This window comes from Paenibacillus allorhizosphaerae (assembly GCF_042659105.1).
In the GTDB taxonomy this organism is placed as follows: Bacteria; Bacillota; Bacilli; order Paenibacillales; family NBRC-103111; genus Paenibacillus_G; species Paenibacillus_G allorhizosphaerae.
The window spans coordinates 1-20,191 of record NZ_JBHSRV010000027.1 but is presented as its reverse complement, the minus strand read 5'-3'; the positions used below and the strand labels follow the sequence as shown (position 1 = coordinate 20,191).

The 20,191-nt window shown below is 48.9% G+C and carries 15 protein-coding genes and 1 pseudogene; 15 read left to right on the top strand and 1 reads right to left on the bottom strand.

All coding sequences use genetic code 11. The annotated features are described in order from the left end of the window. Positions 1-84: 84 nt before the first annotated feature. From ACFQI7_RS35660 to ACFQI7_RS35595, 14 genes are all read left to right on the top strand, one after another. A complete protein-coding gene (locus tag ACFQI7_RS35660; RefSeq protein WP_230415694.1) occupies positions 85-936 on the top strand; it encodes a carbohydrate ABC transporter permease in 852 nt (283 codons plus the stop codon). Further along, positions 933-1,748 carry a carbohydrate ABC transporter permease gene (locus tag ACFQI7_RS35655; RefSeq protein ID WP_218103065.1) on the top strand — a complete coding sequence of 272 codons (816 nt, stop codon included), beginning with the start codon at positions 933-935 and terminating at the stop codon, positions 1,746-1,748. Before ACFQI7_RS35660 ends, ACFQI7_RS35655 begins: the two co-directional genes overlap by 4 nt. Before the next feature lie 120 nt (positions 1,749-1,868). Next, entirely contained in the window at positions 1,869-3,605 is a 1,737-nt protein-coding gene (locus ACFQI7_RS35650; protein WP_218103066.1) for a cache domain-containing sensor histidine kinase, read from the top strand. Between the two features lie 2 nt (positions 3,606-3,607). Further along, complete coding sequence (locus ACFQI7_RS35645; protein ID WP_230415696.1) at positions 3,608-5,092, top strand: helix-turn-helix domain-containing protein; 1,485 nt, start codon at positions 3,608-3,610, stop codon at positions 5,090-5,092. 41 nt (positions 5,093-5,133) lie between these two features. After that, positions 5,134-5,916 (top strand): alpha/beta hydrolase, encoded by a 783-nt coding sequence (locus ACFQI7_RS35640; protein ID WP_218103068.1) that lies wholly within the window; start codon positions 5,134-5,136, stop codon positions 5,914-5,916. Positions 5,917-6,147: 231 nt separating this feature from the next. After that, positions 6,148-7,299 carry a mandelate racemase/muconate lactonizing enzyme family protein gene (locus ACFQI7_RS35635; RefSeq protein WP_218103069.1) on the top strand — a complete coding sequence of 384 codons (1,152 nt, stop codon included), beginning with the start codon at positions 6,148-6,150 and terminating at the stop codon, positions 7,297-7,299. 15 nt (positions 7,300-7,314) lie between these two features. Continuing rightward, complete coding sequence (locus tag ACFQI7_RS35630) at positions 7,315-8,322, top strand: zinc-dependent alcohol dehydrogenase (RefSeq protein WP_377518450.1); 1,008 nt, start codon at positions 7,315-7,317, stop codon at positions 8,320-8,322. Between the two features lie 69 nt (positions 8,323-8,391). After that, positions 8,392-9,159, top strand: a complete 768-nt coding sequence (locus ACFQI7_RS35625) for an SDR family NAD(P)-dependent oxidoreductase (RefSeq protein ID WP_218103070.1) — start codon at positions 8,392-8,394, stop codon at positions 9,157-9,159. A 122-nt stretch (positions 9,160-9,281) separates the two neighbouring features. Next, positions 9,282-10,178 carry a sugar phosphate isomerase/epimerase family protein gene (locus ACFQI7_RS35620; protein WP_218103071.1) on the top strand — a complete coding sequence of 299 codons (897 nt, stop codon included), beginning with the start codon at positions 9,282-9,284 and terminating at the stop codon, positions 10,176-10,178. An 18-nt stretch (positions 10,179-10,196) separates the two neighbouring features. Further along, the gene (locus tag ACFQI7_RS35615; RefSeq protein WP_218103072.1) at positions 10,197-11,000 is read left to right on the top strand and encodes an SDR family NAD(P)-dependent oxidoreductase; all 804 of its coding nucleotides are present in this window, start codon (positions 10,197-10,199) and stop codon (positions 10,998-11,000) included. Next, entirely contained in the window at positions 10,993-11,781 is a 789-nt protein-coding gene (locus tag ACFQI7_RS35610) for an SDR family NAD(P)-dependent oxidoreductase (RefSeq protein ID WP_218103073.1), read from the top strand. Before ACFQI7_RS35615 ends, ACFQI7_RS35610 begins: the two co-directional genes overlap by 8 nt. Before the next feature lie 23 nt (positions 11,782-11,804). Next, positions 11,805-13,130, top strand: coding sequence for an alpha-galactosidase (gene melA, locus ACFQI7_RS35605; protein WP_218103074.1), 1,326 nt, complete (start codon positions 11,805-11,807; stop codon positions 13,128-13,130). A gap of 888 nt (positions 13,131-14,018) precedes the next feature. Then, positions 14,019-15,224 (top strand): ABC transporter substrate-binding protein, encoded by a 1,206-nt coding sequence (locus tag ACFQI7_RS35600; RefSeq protein WP_218103075.1) that lies wholly within the window; start codon positions 14,019-14,021, stop codon positions 15,222-15,224. 97 nt (positions 15,225-15,321) lie between these two features. Further along, positions 15,322-17,646: a glycoside hydrolase family 55 protein gene (locus ACFQI7_RS35595; RefSeq protein ID WP_218103076.1), complete on the top strand. Its 2,325-nt coding sequence runs from the start codon at positions 15,322-15,324 to the stop codon at positions 17,644-17,646. A gap of 731 nt (positions 17,647-18,377) precedes the next feature. Here ACFQI7_RS35595 and ACFQI7_RS35590 read toward each other — a convergent pair. Then, a pseudogene (locus tag ACFQI7_RS35590) lies at positions 18,378-18,884 on the bottom strand (transposase); the annotation flags it as partial. A gap of 2 nt (positions 18,885-18,886) precedes the next feature. Here ACFQI7_RS35590 and ACFQI7_RS35585 point away from each other — a divergent pair. Continuing rightward, positions 18,887-19,336, top strand: coding sequence for a hypothetical protein (locus tag ACFQI7_RS35585; RefSeq protein WP_218103077.1), 450 nt, complete (start codon positions 18,887-18,889; stop codon positions 19,334-19,336). Positions 19,337-20,191 lie beyond the last annotated feature (855 nt).

Genomic DNA, 20,191 nt, shown 5'->3' with positions numbered 1-20,191 from the left:
GAGGTTAATACGGTATCCGCATCGGATCCGCAAGCGAGGCGTTCCCGAAACGGTTATATCAAGCGGTTTATCCGCAGCGGCGGCATGCTGAATCTGCTCTACTTACCCGCGCTCATTTTGTTCTTCGTGTTTATATTTTATCCGTTTGTCAAAGGCATACAGATTTCGTTCACCAACTGGAACGGCTATAATCAGGAATACAAATGGGTTGGTTTGAGAAATTATGCCAGGCTGTTTCATGATCCCGATATTGCCAAAATTATTAAAAACACCATCATTTACGGAGTGGGCAGCACCATATTTCAAAACATAATAGGCTTGCTTTACGCTTTGTACCTCAATATGAACTTCCGCACCCGCGGGATCGTGAGAACGATCATTTACTTGCCGGTCATCATCAGCTCCCTGATTATGGGTTATATTTGGTATTTTTTCTTTCAGTATCAGGGAGGCGCGATTAACGACATTCTTCTGTTATTCCAAGACAAGCCGACGAATTTGCTTGGAGATCCTAATATCAACGTATGGATTATTACATTCGTCAACACTTATCAATATCTCGGCATTGCGATGGTACTTTTCCTGGCGGGCCTGCAGACCATACCGAAGGATTATTATGAAGCAGCGACTATCGACGGTGCTGGGGCGTTTTCACGTTTTATCCATGTCACATGGCCTTTGCTGGCACCGGCTTTTACCGTCAGTATGGTTATGAATTTGATCGGCGGGTTAAAGCTGTTTGACGTCATTACGGCATTGACCAACAGCGGTCCGGGCTACGCCTCGGCTTCGATGTCCACATTGATGTACTTGCTTTACTTTGGCCGTGAGGATGCCGGTTATGCGGCTACCATCGGCATCGTGATGTTCATCATGATTTCGCTTGTCAGCATGATCTCGCTCATTTTCTTAAGAAGAAGGGAGGTATCCGCATGAGCCGTAAAAAGTTATGGGTTACCCCTCTTTCTGTTGTTATATGCTTGATTCATATTTTGCCGTTTTACATTTTGATTACCACATCGTTAAAAGCAATGGATGACCTAAGCTCAAAATGGATCATGCCAGGTTACCTTTATCTGGATAATTTTATAAATGCCTGGTCCGATGCGAAGTTGGGAGTCGCCTTCAAAAATAATATGATTGTCGCCGTGACGTCCATTATTTTCATTGTCATTATCGGTTCGATTGCGGCGTATCCTTTATCCAGGCGCCAAACCAAATGGAATAAATTCATTTATATGCTGTTTATTTCCGCTCTCATTGTGCCTCCTCTTACAAGCTTGGTCCCCCTGTATAAATTCATGGTCGATTTGGGCGGCATGAACCAATACTGGGGGATTATCCTGCTGCATATCACGTTCCATTTGCCTATGACCATCTTTTTATACACCGGCTTCATCAGCACAATCCCGAAGGAGCTGGACGAAGCGGCGATGATTGACGGCGCCGGGCATTTCGGGTTGTTTTACCGGATCATTATGCCCTTGTTAAAACCGATTACCGCAACCGTCGTCATTTTGCATGGCGTATCGGTGTGGAATGACTTTCAATTTTCGTTGTTTTTCCTGCAAAAACCGGAACTCCGAACGGTAACTGTAGCGCTTTCCAGCTTCTTCGGGGAGGACGGCAATAAAGTCGGTTGGGTTGCCGCCGGCTCGTTTATGGGCGCTTTGCCGATGATCGTCATTTATTTATTCCTTCAGCGCTACTTCATTACGGGACTTTCGGCGGGAGCGATAAAAGGATGATACCTGCAGGCGCTTGCGGCGGTACAGACAAAAGAAGACATTTTTAGCTAAAGACAAACGGTTTGAAAATAGTAAAATATAATGGTAGAAGGGGCGATGCTGCGGTAAGGGGGAGACTTCATGTGGAAATCGATCCGGTTCAAATTAACGATTCTCTTTTTGGCAGCCATTGTTTTCCCGGTTGTCGTCATCGTCATTGCCATTCCCTCTTATTACGAAAAGTTAATCCGAAGTCAAGAGTCCTCTCAGATGAAGGATACGTTGACCGCGCTTACATTCAGTATCGAAGCGTATTTGGACGATCTTGACCGCATGACGACAACGCCCTATTTGAATGATGACGTCATGAGGGCGTTAAAGATGAAATCGACCTTTGGTTGGAAGCTGCTGACTCCCTATGAGCAGTTTGAAGCGGAACAGACGCTATCGAATACATTACCAAAATTTCTAAAAAATACGCGCAAAGACATTCTCGGCACCATACTTCTTCCGATGGACGGCTCCATCTATATAACATCGTCAGGCGGTTACGTCAGCAAACCGGTTGAGGGCTATCCGTTCGCTAAACAGGATTGGTACATTCAAGCGCTTAGGGCAGATGGAAACGTTGCTTTTATTAGCGTCCACGTGCAAAACTATTTGGAAGGCGCGGGGGGCGAAGTGTTCTCCGTCGCGCGCCTAATCAACGATCCCGATACTCGCCGCCCGCTCGCCGTGATGATGGCCGACGCCGATACGGCAGCTCTGGAGAAATTGATGCACGGGATCCGGTTGGAAAACGGATCGATAGCAGCCATTCTCGACGATAAGAGGAAGCTCATTTACGCAAGCCGTCCGCTTACGGAGCACGTGCTGCATCAATTGGCGGCCGGAAATGGCACAGTGGAAGACGCGAACGAGCGTTACTCTGTTGTCAGCGAAACGGTAAGCCGCTCCAATTGGCGGATCGTCGTGCTCTTTTCGGAATCGGTCATCAAGCTGCAGCTCCAGCGTATTTATTGGGTTGGCGTTCTGTTTGGCGTTTCGGGACTGATTATTGCTCTGCTGCTTTATTTCACCGTTTCGCATTGGATGGTAACGCCGTTCAAGCGAATGATTCAGGTGATGAAGCGCGTTCAGCGCGGAAATTTGCAAACCTTCTATCCCGTACGGGGAAACGATGAGATCGCTCAGCTCGGCGCAAACTTAAATACGATGATATCCCAGCTTGGCGATCTGATAGACCGCGAATTCCGTGCTGCGCTCGGTCAGCGGAATGCCGAGTATCGTGCGCTGCAATCGCAGATTCAGCCGCATTTTTTATACAATACGTTGAACGGATTTATCGGTTTGAACCGTACCGGACAGCGCGCGCTCCTGGAACGGGCGATCCTGTCTTTAAGCGGCATGATGCGCTATACCTTGCAGCAAAACGACTGGGTACGGCTAAAGGATGAAATGGATTTTATCAACAAGTATTGCGAGCTGCAGCAAATTCGGTTTGCGGAAAAGCTGGACTACCAAATCCATTGCCGTGCGGGTACGGCGGACATTGTGATTCCTAAGCTGCTGCTTCAGCCGATCGTCGAAAACGCCATTATTCATGGGATTGAACCGAGCGATAAGGCCTGCCGGCTGACGGTCGAATCAGCGCTGGCGGCCGTCTCCGGTGAGGGCAAAGAGTGGCTGGAAATTCGAATAGCCGACAATGGAGCGGGGTATGACCCCGGCGCAGAACGGGAAGGGGTGGGGATAAGCAACGTACAGGAGCGGTTAAAACTTGCTTACGATGGCACTATGATGAGCGTAGAGACGGCAATAGGACAAGGTACGCTCGTACGGATACAAATTCCGTTGAAGGATGTGAATGCATCGTGAAGATGGTCATTGCCGACGACGAAAGCTTGGCACGGGTTAGTTTATCCAGCATGATTAAAGAGATGGGGGCACCTTGGCAAATTGTCGGCGAAGCGGCAAACGGCGAGGAACTGCTTACGCTGGTCGCGCAGCATACACCGGACATCGCTCTCGTCGATATTCGCATGCCTAAGCTTAACGGGCTGGATGCGGTTCAGCTCGGCAAAACGGTATCCCCGTTTACGAAATGGGTGATTTTGAGCGGTTTTTCCGACTTTGGCTACGCGCAGCAGGCGCTGGCATTAGGGGTTTCCGCCTATTTGCTCAAGCCGGTCGACCCGGCTGAACTGGAAAGAACGGTACAACATACTTACAGAGACAATAAAGAGTATATCTCCCTTCTGAACCAACAGTTTGAAAATAATTTGTCGGCTCTTTGCAACGGGCTTACCACCATCGAGCATGAAGAACAAGACAGCTTGCTGCATCGTGGAAGCTTTCTCGCATGGACATTCCATGTGGATGCGGCTCGGCCCGCGAGCCAGGTGTCCGACGTGGAGTGCGAGCTTTATAAGGATCTTCGTCAGTCGATGGGCAAGCACCTTAATTTCGGAATGAATTTGGCGTTATTGGCGCTGCAGAACGGAGAACTGGCTGCCGTAGCCATTTGGGATGCGGACAAAGGAGAGGAAGGGAAACAGCGCGTTTACGATTTTTTCGGTGAAACGGAAACGATCATATCCCGGTACAGAACTGCGGATATGACGATGACCGTCCTGCAAACGGGCGAATGCCAAGGATTTAAGGCGTTAAACGAACGTCTTCAGCAGCTGCAGCAGTGGAGTCATCTTCGTGCAGTTTGCGGGATCGGCCGAAGGCTCGAATATGCGGAGTTGATGAGAGTGGCGCAGATGCCGGATAAGCCGGAAGCAGCGCGCTTGTTGTGCGACATAGGGAACCACCTTCAGCACTTACTGTGTTTGAATTATCATCATGCGGTCAGTGAATTGGAAGCATTGCTGCAAAAATCGCCTCTATTTCTTTCCGAGAAAACAAAGCAGGCCGTCTGCTTGTTTATAAGCATCGCCATAGGCATCCATTTACCGGAAAACACCACGGCCGCGCAGCTGATTGCAGCATTACGGCAACATGGCGTAAAGGTTTTGCGCGACTTGAATAAGAAGGAATCCGCTTCCGTAGATCTGGTTACGCAAGTGATTCAATATATCGAAAAGCATTATATGGATGATATCGGTATCGGGCAAATCGCAGGTCAACTGAATGTTTCAGCCAATTATTTAAGCGCGTTGTTCCATAAGAAAACCGGCGTGATGTTTGTGAAATATTTGACGCGTATTCGGATGCATAAAGCGAAGGAATTGCTCATGAACACCCATCTTCAGGTGAGACAAGTAGCGGAGCAAGTCGGGTATTACAGCACGAGGCATTTCACCAAGCTGTTCACGCAAACGTTCGGCACCTATCCTTCGGATTACCGGAAAAATTAGCTGCTATCCGGCCCTATAGTCGATTTTAAGGAGGCTTCCCGATGGCCCTTATCCAATGTCACTTTTTCTCTGAAGTGCTACAGCTAAGCACATCGATGACGGTTATTTTGCCCCAGCAAACCCGCACTCAAATCGGCATGCAAAATGTGAAAAGAGGCGCGCGCCATCCGACCCTGTATCTGCTGCACGGGATGTCCGATGACGATACGATTTGGTTGCGCCGTACATCCATTGAGCGTTATGTCGCTCCGCTTGGCCTTGCCGTCGTCATGCCGCAGGTTCATCGCAGCGCTTATACGGATATGGCCTATGGAAACCGGTATTGGACATTTTTGAGCGAGGAGCTGCCTGAATTGGCGAGATCTTTTTTCCCATTGTCCGATGCACGAGAGGATAATTTTGTTGCCGGGTTATCCATGGGGGGCTATGGAGCGATGAAATGGGCTTTAAGCAAGCCCGATCGATTCGCCGCTGCGGCAAGTTTATCTGGGGGCTTGAACCGGGCTAAGGTGCCTGAGGACCCTCAACGGCTCCGAGATTATATATTAACCTTTGGCGAGAAAACCGTGGCGGGAACGGAAAACGATTTATTTTGGCTGCTGCAGCAATGCGATAAGTACGACGGACCGAAACCGAAACTTTATCAATGCTGTGGTACGGAGGATTTTCTATACAAGGACAACATTCTTTTTCGGGAAGCTTGCCGGAAAACGAGTTTAGACTTCACTTACGAGGAAGAACCCGGTTCCCACGAGTGGGGTTATTGGGATCGAAAAATACAAGACGTGCTTTCCTGGCTGCCGATGGCTAAGCATCGCGATTAGCGTGACGCCCTAGAGCCGACATATTGTAGTGTATCGATTTGGATGTTTTCCGTTGGACGGCGCCGGGAGGTACGCTTTTTTTTCGAAGATTATGTCCATGCAAAATAGCGCATGTACCGTAGTTTTGCAGCCTATGAAGGCGCATACCCCGGTAGTATATTGTTTTTAGGCCCTAGGAAAATCCACTCTAACTTCCTGAATCTTTTTAAAAAAAGGAGGTCTTGTTCCTGTATGATCATTAGCGATGTAGAAACATTTATTGTAGGCAATCCATGGAAAAATTGGCTGTTTGTTAAGCTTCAAACGAAAGATGGCGTATACGGCATCGGAGAAGGAACATTAAACGGATTTGCGAAAACGGTGGAAGCGGCGATCCATGAGCTGAAGCATTTATATATTGGAATGAGCGTGTTTGACGTGGAGACCGTCTCCTTGAAAATGATTCGGGATGTATACTCGGACGGCGGGCAAATTCAAGGCTCTGCGCTTGCCGCGATTGAAACCGCTTGCTGGGACATTATTGGCAAATTGACGGGTCAGCCTCTTTACAAGCTATTAGGCGGACAATGTCATGAGAAGCTGCGGTGCTATGCAAACGGATGGTATCGCGGGCCCAGGACGCCGGAAAACTTTTATGAAAAGGCCAAACTTGTCGTCTCGAAGGGGTATACCGCTCTAAAATTCGATCCGTTCGGCTCGGCCTGGCGTACGGTGGAGAAGCGGGATTTTCGACTGGCAATAGAAATTATTGCCGCCGTTCGCGAAGCGGTCGGTCCCGATACGGATATTCTTATTGAAGGGCATAACCGGTTCAGCGTGCATACCGCATTGCAATTTGCCGAAGCGATGGTTCCTTATAAACCGACTTGGTTCGAAGCCCCGGTACCACCGCAAAATATTTCTTCGATGGTTGAGGTAGCCAAGCGTTCCCCGGTGCCTGTAGCCTGCGGGGAGGATTACTACTGCAGGGAACAGTTTGCCGAATTGCTTAAGCATCATGCCGTTCATATCATTCAGCTTGAACCCCAATTCCTCGGCATTTCCGCCTCCAAGCAAATCTGCGGCATGGTGCATGCGCACGGCGGCGTGATCGCTCCCCATAGCGCACAAGGCCCGGTATGCTCCATAGTCTGCGCCCACTTAAACATGGCCACTCCTAATTTTTATCTGCATGAAATCTTCGACGAATTTAATGAGCCTTGGGAAGAGAACGTGCTGACACCTCCGCTTAAGGTCGCGAACGGATATATCGAGCTTTCGGACCGGCCCGGATTAGGGGTTGACTTGAACCTGGAGGAGGTGCAGAAGCATCCGTATCACCCGGGTAATTGGCTTCCATTGTTTAGGCAAGGGTGGGAGAAGCGCGAGCAAAATCAATCGTAGCAGGAGGTGGTCGGGATGGGAAGGGATGCGATGAGAGCGTTAGTCTATGAGGGACCTAGGATCATGACGATCAGGGAACGCGACATTCCCAAACCTGCTTATAACGAGGTGTTGATACGGGTGGAGCGGGCCGGAATTTGCGGTTCCGAATTAAGCGGTTATTTAGGGCATAATTCGTTAAGAAAGCCTCCGCTTGTCATGGGTCATGAGTTCTCAGGCACAGTGGCAAGGATAGGGGCAGGTGCTGCTCTTTTTAAACCTGGCGATCGGGTAACGGCCAACCCTTTGATTACGTGCGGCCGATGCCGAGCGTGCATGAACGGTGCATCCCAACGATGCGTGTCTAGAAAACTGATCGGCGCTCATTGTCCGGGAGCTTTTGCGGATTATGTTATTGTTCCGGAACGTAATGTATACAAGCTGCACGATACTGTCAGCTTTGACGAAGGCGCATTCGCGGAGCCTCTTGCTTGCGCGGCACATGTTTGCAAATTAGTAAAGCCGCTGCCAACCGACAGGCTGCTCATAGCGGGAGCGGGGCCGATCGGTTTGTTGACCCTTCAGGTCGCGCAAATGTACGGCTTGCGGAATGTTACCGTCATTGATATCAACGAGGAGCGCTTAAGCATTGCGCAGGAGCTGGGAGCGGTCGCGGGAATCAATCTCCAGTCTTTGGGCGGCGAACAGAAATTCGACGCGGCCGTCGATGCGGTAGGACTCGAGGCTACGAGAAAATTATGCGTGGAATCGTTAAGGCCGGGAGGCAAGGTCATTTTTTCCGGCCTGCATCAAGATGCAAGCAGCCTGCCGATCAATTTCATCGTTCGCAGCGAAATCCAGATGCTCGGAGCTTTTGCATACCATTCCGACGATTTTGAAAACGCTTTAGACTGGATTCACGATGGAAGAATCCGCTTATCTCCATGGACGATTCACGCTCCTTTGGAGCAAGGCGGAGCCTGCTTCGAAACATTGATTAACGGCTCGGGTAAAATCGCGAAAATTTTGTTAACGACCAATTAAATCGCAGTTTTTAGATCGATATTCGGCGATCTCAGTTGTCAATTATAACAAATGAAGGGTATGAATCCTATGAGCTTGGAATTATTTAAACTGGACGGCCGGGTCGCTTTAATCACCGGGGGAGCGCAAGGGCTCGGATTGGTTATGGCGAAAGCTCTTGCGGGGGCTGGTGCGAGCGTTGCGGTAACTAGCCGGGAAAGAAGCAAGGCCGAGAAAGCCGCGGCCGTCATAGGCGAAAGCAGCGGCCAGAGGGCCATCGGAATCGCGGCGGACGTTACGGACACCGGCCAAGTGAACTCCATGGTTCAGACGGTTATAGATGAATTCGGACGTATAGACATATTGATCAATAATGCCGGCATCAATATTAGGAAGCCGGTTGAGGAATTTGAAGACGAACAGTGGGATCAGGTACAGAATACGAATTTAAAGGCGCCTTTTATATGCTCAAGGGCGGTGGCGAGGCAGATGAAGCAGCAAAGGTACGGGCGTGTCATCAACGTATCTTCCATGCTTGGAAGCGTGGCGCTCCCCGAACGAAGCGCGTATTGCTCCAGCAAGGGCGGTTTGCTGCAGCTGACCAAGGTGCTGGCACTGGAGTGGGCGCCCTATAATATTACGGTCAATGCGTTAAGTCCCGGGCCGATCGCTACTGAATTGAACACTGTAGTGATGAATAATCCGGAAGTGAATAATACCTTTTTGCAAAATATCGCACTCGGCCGATGGGGAGAACCGGAGGAAATTGCGGGAGCCGTCATCTTTTTGGCTTCCGGCGCTTCGAGCTTCATGACGGGCTCTTCTTTGGTTATCGACGGCGGATGGACGGCTAAATAAACCGGTATGCATGATCGGAAAGGGTGACGGAAATGAAAGTGGGCCTTTCTGTATTTGGTACAACTTACATGATGGGCATTCACTCCAAGTCGAGCCGACCCAGAATTACGGCGGGGCACCTCTTGCAGCAGGCCGTGGAAGCGGGGCTCGAGGGAGTGGAGATGCCGCTGACCGTAGTGGAAGGGGAGGATATTGCATCCCTTGTCCGATTTGCGGAAAAGCATAGGCTCTACATAACCGTAGCATCAAGCGGTTATGATCCGGATAAGCTGCAAATCGCCTTTGATACGGCCGCACGTCTCGGAGCAAATACCGTCCGAACCGTAGTCGGAGGGGCTGGCTTTGGCGGCGACCGGAGGGCTATGGCCGGCAGGTGGCAAGCTTTTATGCAGGATGTTCTGTCAGGCTTGGCAAAGGCGACTGCGGCTGCAGAGCGGAAGGGGCTTCAGCTTGCGCTGGAAAACCATCAGGATGTGGCATCGGAGGAATTGCTGTGGCTTTGCGAACAAATCGGCTCAGCCCATTTCGGGATTACGCTCGACACCGGGAATCCTCTCGCCACGGCGGAAGAGCCTATTTATTTTGCAAAGCGGATCATGCCTTTTCTGAAACATGTTCATTTAAAGGACTATTGGATATATATGACGGAAGAGGGCTACCGTCTCGTTCGCTGTCCTATCGGCCAAGGGGTGGTAGACTTCCCCGCATTGCTTACGCTTATTTCGCAGCATGATCCCGAGATGACGATGTCCATCGAAGTCGGCGCGCTTGAGGCACGCCATACCCGGGTACTGGCAGACGATTATTGGCCGGAGTATCCGGTGCGCTCGGCGTCGCAATTCGCGGAAACGATGCGTTATGTGCTGGCGAATGCAAAAGCCCCGGCAGACTGGCGGACGCCGCACGAGAAGAACGAGCCCGAAAGCAAAATTGTTGATTATGAAAATCACCAGCTGTTGTCCAGCATCGCCTACATGCAAGGCTTAGTCCGTACTTACAATGCGAATTTACCAACTTAATCGGCGGGGGTATGATTAATGCAGATTGATTTAAACGGTAAAGTAGCGATCGTCACTGGGGCCGGCCGGGGCATCGGACGGGAAATTGCCCTGACCTTGGCTTCGGAAGGCGTCGTTACGGTGGTGACCGACGTCAATGAAGCCAACCTGGAAGCGATAAAAAATGAGTTTGAACGGTTGGGATATCAAGGCTCGCAGTATAGATGCGATGTCCGTGACTTTCATCGAATTCAGGAAGTGGTGGAAGCCGTAGTTCAAACCTACGGACATCTGGATATATTGGTCAACAATGCCGGGGTTGCCGGAGGGGGCCCCGTTTCCTCGCTGCAGGAAGAGGTGTGGGATTTAAATCTGGATATTAACTTGAAGGGCACATTCCAGATGTGCAAGGCTGTCATTCCGGTTATGAAACGGCAGAAATCTGGCCGAATTATTAACGCCGCTTCCTTTGCGGCGATTGTTCCGAGCTACGGAAGCGCTGCTTATGCTTCGTCCAAGGCGGGCGTGAGTCAATTCACCAGAGTATTGGCCGGAGAATTGGGCCCTTGGAATATTACCGTGAACTGTTATGCGCCGGGAATGATTCCTACCGAAATGAATCATTTCGCCGAGCGGCCGGAAAAGGAGCAGGAGCGTTTGCTCGATACACTGACGCTCAGAAGGTGGGGCTCTAAGAGGGAAGTCGCTAATCTCGTCTGTTTCCTTGCCTCCGACTTGGCTGAATATATTACGGGGACGATGATCGATGTGAGCGGCGGAAAGCTGGCAACCCAAATTCCAAAAATCGCTTATGAGAAAGCCGGGGTGGAGAACAATGAATAGTCATTCGTTTTCCGGATTGTCTCATAAAACGGTCATTGTCACAGGCGGCTCCAAAGGGATCGGCGCCGGGATTGTGGAGCAATTCGTAAAGCTTGGAGGAGCAAGAGTGGCCATTGCGGATGTCGACCCTCAGGGAGAGGAACTGGCCGACCGGTGGAGAAAGGACGGCCATGAGGTCAGATTTTATACTTGCGATGTTTCGCGCGCCGCCGACATAGAGCGAATGATCGCTACTGTAGAGAGCGATTTTGGCGGTGTGAATGTGTTGGTAAACAATGCGGGGATATTTCCCAGAGGCGACCTGCAGAATACGGACGAAGCATTATGGGATCGGGTGATCGGCATTAACCTAAAGGGCGCCTTTCTAATGAGCCAGGCGGCAGTCCCGGCCATGATCAAGCAGGGAACGGGCGGCAGCATCATTAATATCGGATCGCTCCATTCTGCTAAAGGGGAGGACAACACATTGGCTTATGCCGTGTCCAAGGGAGGCTTGATCACGATGACCCGCAATTTGGCCCACGCCTTGGCGAAGCACAAAATCAGGGTGAACTGCGTTCATCCCGGCTGGGTGGCGTCGGAAGGAGAGGTTGAACGGTGGGAAGGGCTCGGAGACAGCGAGCTCGAACGAATCCAGCGGTCCGCTCAATCGTTGCCTTTGGGCCGTATGCAAACAGGAACGGATATAGCGAATGCCGCTGTTTTCCTGGCATCCGAATTAGCCGATCAAATTACGGGCCAAATGCTGGCGGTAGACGGGGGGCTAAGCATACGTAAATAAACCGGGAAAGGGCGGAATTTGTTATGGCGAAAATTACTTTTATAGGTGCGGGCAGCCTTGTGTTTACTAAAAATTTGGTAAGGGATTTGCTTACGTTTCCGGCGTTTGAGGACTGTACCATCACATTGATGGACATCGACGAAGAGCGGCTGGGGTTTGCAAAAGAAGCAGTAAACAACATCATTGCCGCAGGCAATTACTCCTCTGCCAAGGTGGAAGCGACCACGGACCGGGCTGAAGCGTTAAAAGGAGCGAATGGCGTCGTTAGCACGATTCTTGTCGGCGATTTGCCTGTTTGGCGGACGGATATGGAAATTCCGAAGTCCTTTGGAGTAGACATCAACATCGGCGATACCCGCGGCCCTGCGGGCATCTTCCGTTTCCTGAGAACCGTTCCCGTCATGCTGGACATTTGCCGGGATATCGAACGCTATTGTCCGGATGCCGTTTTCTTGAACTATACCAACCCTATGGCTATGCTCTGCAGAGCAATGCTAGGCGAAACCAAGGTGAACGTGACAGGCTTATGCCACAGCGTACAAGGCACCGCAGCGATGCTGGCCCGATGGATCGGAGCACCGATGGAAGAGATTACATACAAATGCGCCGGCATCAATCATCAGGCCTTTTATCTGGATTACAAATGGAACGGAAAGGATGCTTACCCGCTCATTCACGAGGCCGTGTTGAACCGAACGGAGATTTATAACGAGGAGCAGGTAAGAAATGAAATGTATCTTCATCTGGATTACTATGTAACGGAATCCAGCGGTCATAATTCGGAATACAACGCTTGGTTCCGTAAACGTCCCGATCTGATCGACAAATACTGTACCCACGGTACCGGCTGGAACCCCGGCGAATACGCGCTTCCCATCAAAAATGCCGAGAAGAGGCGAAACAATTGGAAAAATAAATTAATGGAATGGCGGGACAGCCCGATCGATCTCCATCGCGGGAATGAATATGCGGCATATATTTTTAATGCGGTATTTGGTGATCAAACCTTGTTCCAATTTAACGGAAATGTCCGTAATTTCGGATTAATCGACAACCTGCCGGAAGGCGCCTGTGTGGAGGTGCCGGTTCTCGCTTCCAGACAAGGGCTGAGCCCCATTCATGTCGGCCCTTTGCCGGACCAGCTAGCCCTTCTGGTGAACACAAGCTCAAGGTGTGAGGAATTGGCTGTAGAAGGGGCGCTTACCGGCGATCAGCGAAAAATCTTTCATGCCATCTGCTACGATCCTCTTACCTCAGCGGTACTCAGCTTGGCGGAAATCAAGTCGATGGTGGATCAAATGTTTGCGGTCAATAAAGATTGGCTGCCTCAATTTAAGCATATTTCCTGAGTCGGCTAAGCGATCGCATTAGATGAAAGAATGAGCAGGGACAATCTCAGAAGAGTGTTTTTCCTGATAAAGACAGCAACTAAGAGATGAAAGAGGTTGCTTTCAAAAAAAATGGTTGAGCAGCGTGCTATGCCTGTTCAATCATTTTTTTTTTAGCACGAGACTCGCCCTTTTTTAATTCACTAGATTAGTTCCTTTCGCATGCAGCATGTATGATGCTTTTCGTTTAATTTATGTAAACCGTTACATAAATTATATCGGACATCGAAGCTGAATTCAAATATGAACATCCGCTTACGTAAAGAGATTGTTAAATCGTAATAAACCGTCATCGTGTATATTGTCGCAGCATAAAAGAGCGGTTATAATGTAATGGGTTACATATATTAGGTGGAGGTGGTGCACAAAGTCCATTATTAAACACTAATAAAAGTTGTTATGTTAAATTTTGACGTAACGGGTTACATTGAAATGCAAGTTCCAAAGGTGGTGAGGGGAGAGCCGTTTTTAGTGTAAGATCTGGATTCTGCTTGAGCGTTATACTGAATGTTACAATACATAAAAAATGCGGTTACGGGGGAAGTCGCAAGATGCCGAAACAAACTGTCCGATTCGGCGAAAGTAACTACTTGCGTCGGTCCTTCGCCACTCGAGTACGGTCACCCGAACTCGCTTGCAGGCACGTTGTTGCGCAACTGATTTCTGCAGGACGGCTTCCGTTTTTGGCGAAATAGAAAATGGATAAGACTTCGAAACCGAGAATCGGTTCGTACATTCATGGGAGGAATTATGTTAAAGAGAAACTTGTGGTTACTAATACCGACTCTATTGATCACCTTACCTCTGGCGGGTTGCAATCAAAAATCCTCTAGCAGCGATAACTCGAAGGTGGCAGTTGAAGATCAGTCGCCCGTTACGGTTACCGTAGGATTTCTTCCCGGATGGCTGACAGAAGAAGAGCGGAAACAATATATCATCGGGCCTGTCCAACAAAAATATCCATGGATAACCGTAGAAATGAAGCCCTACGAAAAAGGAAGTTCTCTTGCCGAGCTAATCACCGCGGGTGAAACGCCCGACATTCTTATCGAAACCAACATTTACGGCTTTAGCAGTTGGTCCGACCTTGGATTGATTTACCCTTTATCCGATTTGATCAAGACGAATAAAATGGATCTGAATCGTTTCGAGCCGGAAGTGCTGGATGCGATCAAAGCGGCTACCCAGCGAAGCGATCTGGTTGCCATTCCGTACACAAGGCATTTTTCCGCTTTATACTATAATAAGAACATCTTCGATAAATTCGGCATTCCCTATCCGAAAGACGGCATGACCTGGGAGCAAACGTACGAGCTCGGCAAAAAGCTGACAAGAAATGATAGCGGAGTACAATACCGCGGTTTGGAGGTCAACGTCATCGAGCGGATGGCTTCACAGCTATCCCTTCCTTATGTCGATCCGAAAACGAATCAAGCGCTCGTCAACACGGATCAATGGAAGAAGGTTTTAGACTTTGCGACCAAAGTCTATCAAATTCCAGGCAATAACCAAATATCAACATATGGAAAAGCGGCCGAAACTATGCTCAATGGAACATTGGCCATGTACGCCTCGCTCAATGATATTATGGGTTACAAACTTTATAGCAGCCCGGATGTATGGGATATGGCGACTTACCCGGAATGGCCGGAAGCACCGGGTCTCGGTACGCGGGTAGATGCTCATGCGATGGGAATTTCACCGACAAGCAAAAATAAAGATGCCGCTTTCAAAGTCATCATGGCGATTACCTCCGATGAAGTTCAAATGGATATGTCGAGGCATGGCAAATATCCCGTCATGAAGGATCCTAAATTCGCGAGTTCCTTCGGTGCGGATATGGATTTTATGAAAAATAAACATATTGAGGCCATTTACAAAACAAAACCGGCCAAAACGTTTATTCCAACCAAATACGACTCTATTGCTATGTCAGCGATGAATGCCGCGGTAAGCAAAATTGTTAAAAATGGCGTTGACTTGAATACTGCGTTGAGGGAGGCGGAAGAAAGCATCACCAAGCAAATTAACGAGAGGGTAGCTGCAGGTAATTAAACGCGGTCTGCTGCGGTGAAAGTACCTTGAATTTTGAGCCATCTTCGTTTATGAACATGATTTGAAAAGTTATACCAATTATAGGGAGGTATACCGAGTGGAAGTAAATCCGGAAACCAAGAACGTAACCGAAATGGATTCGACTAAAGAAGGACAATCCGAACAAACGCAAGCAGTACGGAACAGCCGGATCAGCCGCAGAAAATTACTGGCCTCCATTGCCGCGACGGGTGCTGCCGTAGTTGCGGGAGGATTGTCGAATGCAGTTAGCGGGGAAGCCTCCGTTTCGTCGAGCGTGTATGGGAATGGGGACGACAAGGATAAAAAACCTAAGATGGATGCCGACGGCGTTGCGTATCGCTTCGCGGTTGAACAGCCGGAACGGATCGTCAGCGACAAATTGCGCGAGTGGATTAGCGTGAAGGATTTCGGCGCGAAGGGAGACGGGACTACGAATGACACGGCAGCCCTTCAGACCGCGATAGATTGGGCACGGAGCGAGGGCAGGAAAGAAATATATATTCCTTCAGGAACGTATCACGTTCCCGGTAAATTATCGAACGCCTCATCCGTCGTTTTTATAGGGGATAACGCTCGCTTTACTTCAGGATCATATAAAACGTACAGTCTATCCCAAAGCCTTGCTCAAATCAATACCCTCTCCAGTGCGGTTGGAGTCAATGTTGCGGACTATAGGCATCTCATTCCGAACCAAACCGCGGATCCTGCCGATTGGGATTGGAGCCCCGCATTTCAAGGCGCATTGAATGAAGCCAAGGCCGGCCCTGTACAGGTTATCGTTCCTCCCGGTACATATAAGTTGAAAGGTCCGTTTAAAGTATACCGAAACACGCATCTTAAGCTCTTGATGGCTACACTTGTTCGTTCGCATGCAGGAGCGTTCCTTTATAACGGGGATCCGGGAGAAACGTTTGGCGGATATGACGGACACGGGAATATCGTCATTGAGGGCGGCGTATTTGAAGGGAACATCGCTAATTTTCCTAGCGGATATAACGCAATCATTTTGCTCAGAGGCAGGAATATTACGTTCAACAATGTCGAAATCCGCGATGTTGTTGGAGCACATGCCATCGATATGAATGCATGCGAGGACGTATCCTTCTACAAGTGCCGGTTCCTCGGGTTTCGCGATCACACAGGAAATAATGCTTTTCGCGAAGCTATCCAGATTTCCAATCAGACGAGCGATTCGCTCGGGTCGGATCCGAATGGTTTTGGCATCAACGACGGCACGCCTTGCCGGAACATTCGCGTGACCGACTGCTATTTCGGCGCCAGCGGAACGACGGGCACGCAAGCATGGGCTATAGGTGTAGGAAACCATAGTGCGGTTCATAATTTGTGGAACCATAACATCAAAGTATACGGATGTACCTTTGAAGGCATGACTTATGCGGGGATTCGCTTATTTAAATTTTCAGATGTGGAAATATTGGGAAATACGTTCATTGGTTGTACGAGAGGAGTGAAGCTCGACAGCGCATGGGGCGGTTCGTCCTTGGCCAACCAGGACGCGTCCGGTGTGAATTCCAAATTGCCGCAAGCGGGGAAAAATATCCTTATCGCCAATAATATTTTCAAGGATATAAAAAATGAAAGCGTGGTCATTACAGGTGCTGTATTCGGAACGATTGCCGCTTATTACGATAGCGTAAGCATTCTCGGCAACATGTTCGATCATCAAGGGATTGCGTCGCCTTCAAGCAATGCGAATGTCATTTATCTTTCTTGGGCAAGCCATGTGAAAATCGATCATAACAGCATAAAGAAAGGATATCGGGGCGTGTATATGGCTTATGTTGCTGACGTAATCATCGGGGATAGCAACTCCGTGACAGACGTTTCCGCCGATGGCATGATCGTCACGGAGCATGACGTCTCGTTTAACGTTCCAACACCCGGGGAGCCGGGCTACGATGCCACGATTACGGCGGCTTCGGTTAAAACTTGGTACAAAAGCAAAGGGTACACAACCAATATTCAAATCGGACGTTCCCGGTTAAAACGGATCGGCAGGACGGGGGTCTATTTGAACTATGTATGGGGTTTTAAAATCGACGGGGTCACCGTAGATAGCGCCGCAACGGCGACTGACGCGGACCGCGACGCGATCCGGATCGAGAACAATGCGAGGAACGGTGAAATTTTGTTCCCCACCGTAATCAAAAATCCCGATTATATTTCCGGAACGGGCGGGGCGAACCGGTATGCGGTGAATGTGCTGAGCAGCTGCCAAAATATTCGGCTTCAGGCGGGAGAACTGGAAGGGAAGGCATCGCAGACCATCCTTCTAGCCGGTACGAACGTATGGAACGGCTATTACGTTTATGCTCCGAACGGGGCAAGGTATAAAGCAACGATCGGCAACGATGGCCTGCCCGCTTATACCATCGGGTAGTCTCGGCCGTACAGCCAAGATAACAGAATGCTTGTCCGAACGAATGGGTGCCCCTAGGCAATTATAAAGTGCAAATTCGTTCCGTGAGCAATCAAGAATGAAGTAGAGATTTTCGGGTCTTAACCGCTACGTTTCCGAAACGAAAATCCTCCAGGCTGCGGTCGGCTTTGCTTTGTTTACAGTCGTTGCAAGCGCAGACGCAGTTGACGGCGTCGTATGGCTACCCTTGGTACGAGGCAGCAGATGGTCCATCGTATCCCTGTATTCCCTGCAATAGTAGCAGGTGTTCTGATCCCGCGTAAGAATATCGTGTAAATACGCCTAATCATAAGACGATTACGACGACGGCGGCGTCAAATGGGCAATCACCGCCAGGTACCTGGCGGTGATTTTATTTGAGATTAAAATCCGATTAATTCGGGAATGTCATAAAGTTCTTGTCATTTATGTCCTCAAGTTCTTGTCAGAAAAATGTCAGGTGACAAGAACTTTATCCCATTCCCGACAGATTGCTCGAAGTGGGTGAAGTTAAAGCTCTATATGAAAAGTCTGGTTTTTAGGTTAACGAGTAACGATAGTTCAACCCAAAACAGCTGCCGCAGTGCAGCAGTCATGGCGCTACCCCGAAAATTTCACATAGCATAGATCTAAAAATGGCAATAACAAACTAAGCCCAGCTGTAGTGTTTTTTAAAAACTGTGCTTCATAGAACTTATGTGAAATCAAGATGGTTACGAGGCTGTCGAGGCGGTGAGAGCTACCTGAAAGCCAAGATTCTCAAGCTTTCGAACTGCTTGTTTAACAATTGCTACTTGCTGTCGTTTTTCGAAATAGTTACCGCCTAAATCTTTGTAATCCTCGCCGCGCGTGAGGAGATGGTAAACAATGGTCATGATGGAGTGTGCGACCGCCACGGCCGCTCGGTGTCTGCCTTTTCGGGCTGCGATGCGTCGGTACTGAGCGCCCAAGTAATTGTCGGATCTGCATACGGAATGGGCGACTTCAATGAGTGCCGATCGTAGGTATTTATTGCCTTTGCGAGTTTTCGAGGATTTTCGTTTACCGGCACTTTCATTCTGCCCTGGAACCAGACCAACCCACGAACAGAGATGGGTTGCGGAGGGGAAACGCGCACTAATGTCGGTCCCGATTTCGGCCAGAATTTGTTCCGCGGTTCGTCTTGCGATCCCCAGGATCGTATCTAGCCGCTCAATGTCTTGCTGAAAAGGATCGAGCCGCCATGGTTCTTAGAGATTCTAATTGTTGGGGAACTGGGCAACGTATTATATTTCAGACGAGCATAGGAAAAAGCAATCAATTAAATCAGTGGGGATATGAGATAGAAGAGGGTGGAAAGACACCGGCTCCTTTTCTGCCACGAAATACCGGACTGCTCATCCAGGGCTTTGCCACGACTCGTACAGCTACACAAACGAACAAACTACTTATTAATATCGAACCAATATATGTGGCATGTATGTTCGCAAGATTCGCGCTCGATATCATAACATCTTCAGGTGCCAGAATGAATGAGCTATTACAAATTAGTTATGATAAGGATTGTTGTGTGGTAACGGTTGATAAGAGCGTGAGTCCACAAAAAAAATTACATTGTCCGATTGATCCCGAAGGGAAGGGAAGAACCGGAGAATTACTATATGCCAGAAGAAGTCTTCAAGTTTATGACTGAAATTCTGAAGATGCTAAAGGAATCCTATAAGTCCGATGCGATTCCAGAGGTGCAATATGATGTAGGAAGCAGAAAACATCTGATGCTGAATAAGAGGTACATATTCCAATATCAGTCCAAACACATTAACGAGTATTCGATAAATGCGATCCTCCGCTTTCTATTACATGGGATTGTGATTCAATCTGCGGAAGGCTGTCCTAGACCATATTTTGTGTAACAATATATGTCCGGCGACACAAACATGAGTGCTTTTAGATCCCCGTCAATCGGGGATTTTTTATTTCAAAGCACCTATGTTTGTGTCTTGAGGCCACGACACAAACATAGGTGCATAATCGTTTTGCGACACAAACATATGCGCATAATCGCGGTGATAGTAAAGGTTGAATTTGTAATGTATTGTTCACATGGCCATTAAGCTAAATGGCAGAATAACGCAACAATGATGGATTAAATTTATCGCTAACTTCGTATCTGTCATATTCATTCCTTCACGTAAACAGTTCTCTGGATGCGGATTTAAACAGACCTGCAGTCGCGTTACAAACCTATTATTCTGATGTAACATCAAGATGACGAAATTATGTCAATGGAGGCGGTGGATCGTTCGGGTAATTGAGGATTTACAACGTTAAGCTTATGTTTCTAACGAATGCACGATTTCACAACGTTTAGAAAGTTTTAATATGCTCCCAGCCTAAATGAGACTTGAGGAAATGAGGAAGATAAATGCCGAGATTAGAACGAAATAAAGATAACCGAACGCCAATTGAGCGGTCGGCCTCACGATTGATGAAGATGCGTAGAATCTGCGGTTATGGCGCCGCCGTAGCGGTGACGCCGTATCTGCTG

Bases quoted from the DNA above. Each gene is read 5' to 3' on its own strand.
- ACFQI7_RS35655 (WP_218103065.1), top strand. From the start codon at position 933: ATGAGCCGTAAAAAGTTATGGGTTACCCCTCTTTCTGTTGTTATATGC.
- ACFQI7_RS35660 (WP_230415694.1), top strand. From the start codon at position 85: ATGCTGAATCTGCTCTACTTACCCGCGCTCATTTTGTTCTTCGTGTTT.
- ACFQI7_RS35625 (WP_218103070.1), top strand. From the start codon at position 8,392: ATGAGCTTGGAATTATTTAAACTGGACGGCCGGGTCGCTTTAATCACC.
- ACFQI7_RS35645 (WP_230415696.1), top strand. From the start codon at position 3,608: ATGGTCATTGCCGACGACGAAAGCTTGGCACGGGTTAGTTTATCCAGC.
- melA (WP_218103074.1), top strand. From the start codon at position 11,805: ATGGCGAAAATTACTTTTATAGGTGCGGGCAGCCTTGTGTTTACTAAA.
- ACFQI7_RS35635 (WP_218103069.1), top strand. From the start codon at position 6,148: ATGATCATTAGCGATGTAGAAACATTTATTGTAGGCAATCCATGGAAA.
- ACFQI7_RS35640 (WP_218103068.1), top strand. From the start codon at position 5,134: ATGGCCCTTATCCAATGTCACTTTTTCTCTGAAGTGCTACAGCTAAGC.
- ACFQI7_RS35630 (WP_377518450.1), top strand. From the start codon at position 7,315: ATGGGAAGGGATGCGATGAGAGCGTTAGTCTATGAGGGACCTAGGATC.
- ACFQI7_RS35615 (WP_218103072.1), top strand. From the start codon at position 10,197: ATGCAGATTGATTTAAACGGTAAAGTAGCGATCGTCACTGGGGCCGGC.
- ACFQI7_RS35650 (WP_218103066.1), top strand. From the start codon at position 1,869: ATGTGGAAATCGATCCGGTTCAAATTAACGATTCTCTTTTTGGCAGCC.
- ACFQI7_RS35585 (WP_218103077.1), top strand. From the start codon at position 18,887: ATGGTTCTTAGAGATTCTAATTGTTGGGGAACTGGGCAACGTATTATA.
- ACFQI7_RS35610 (WP_218103073.1), top strand. From the start codon at position 10,993: ATGAATAGTCATTCGTTTTCCGGATTGTCTCATAAAACGGTCATTGTC.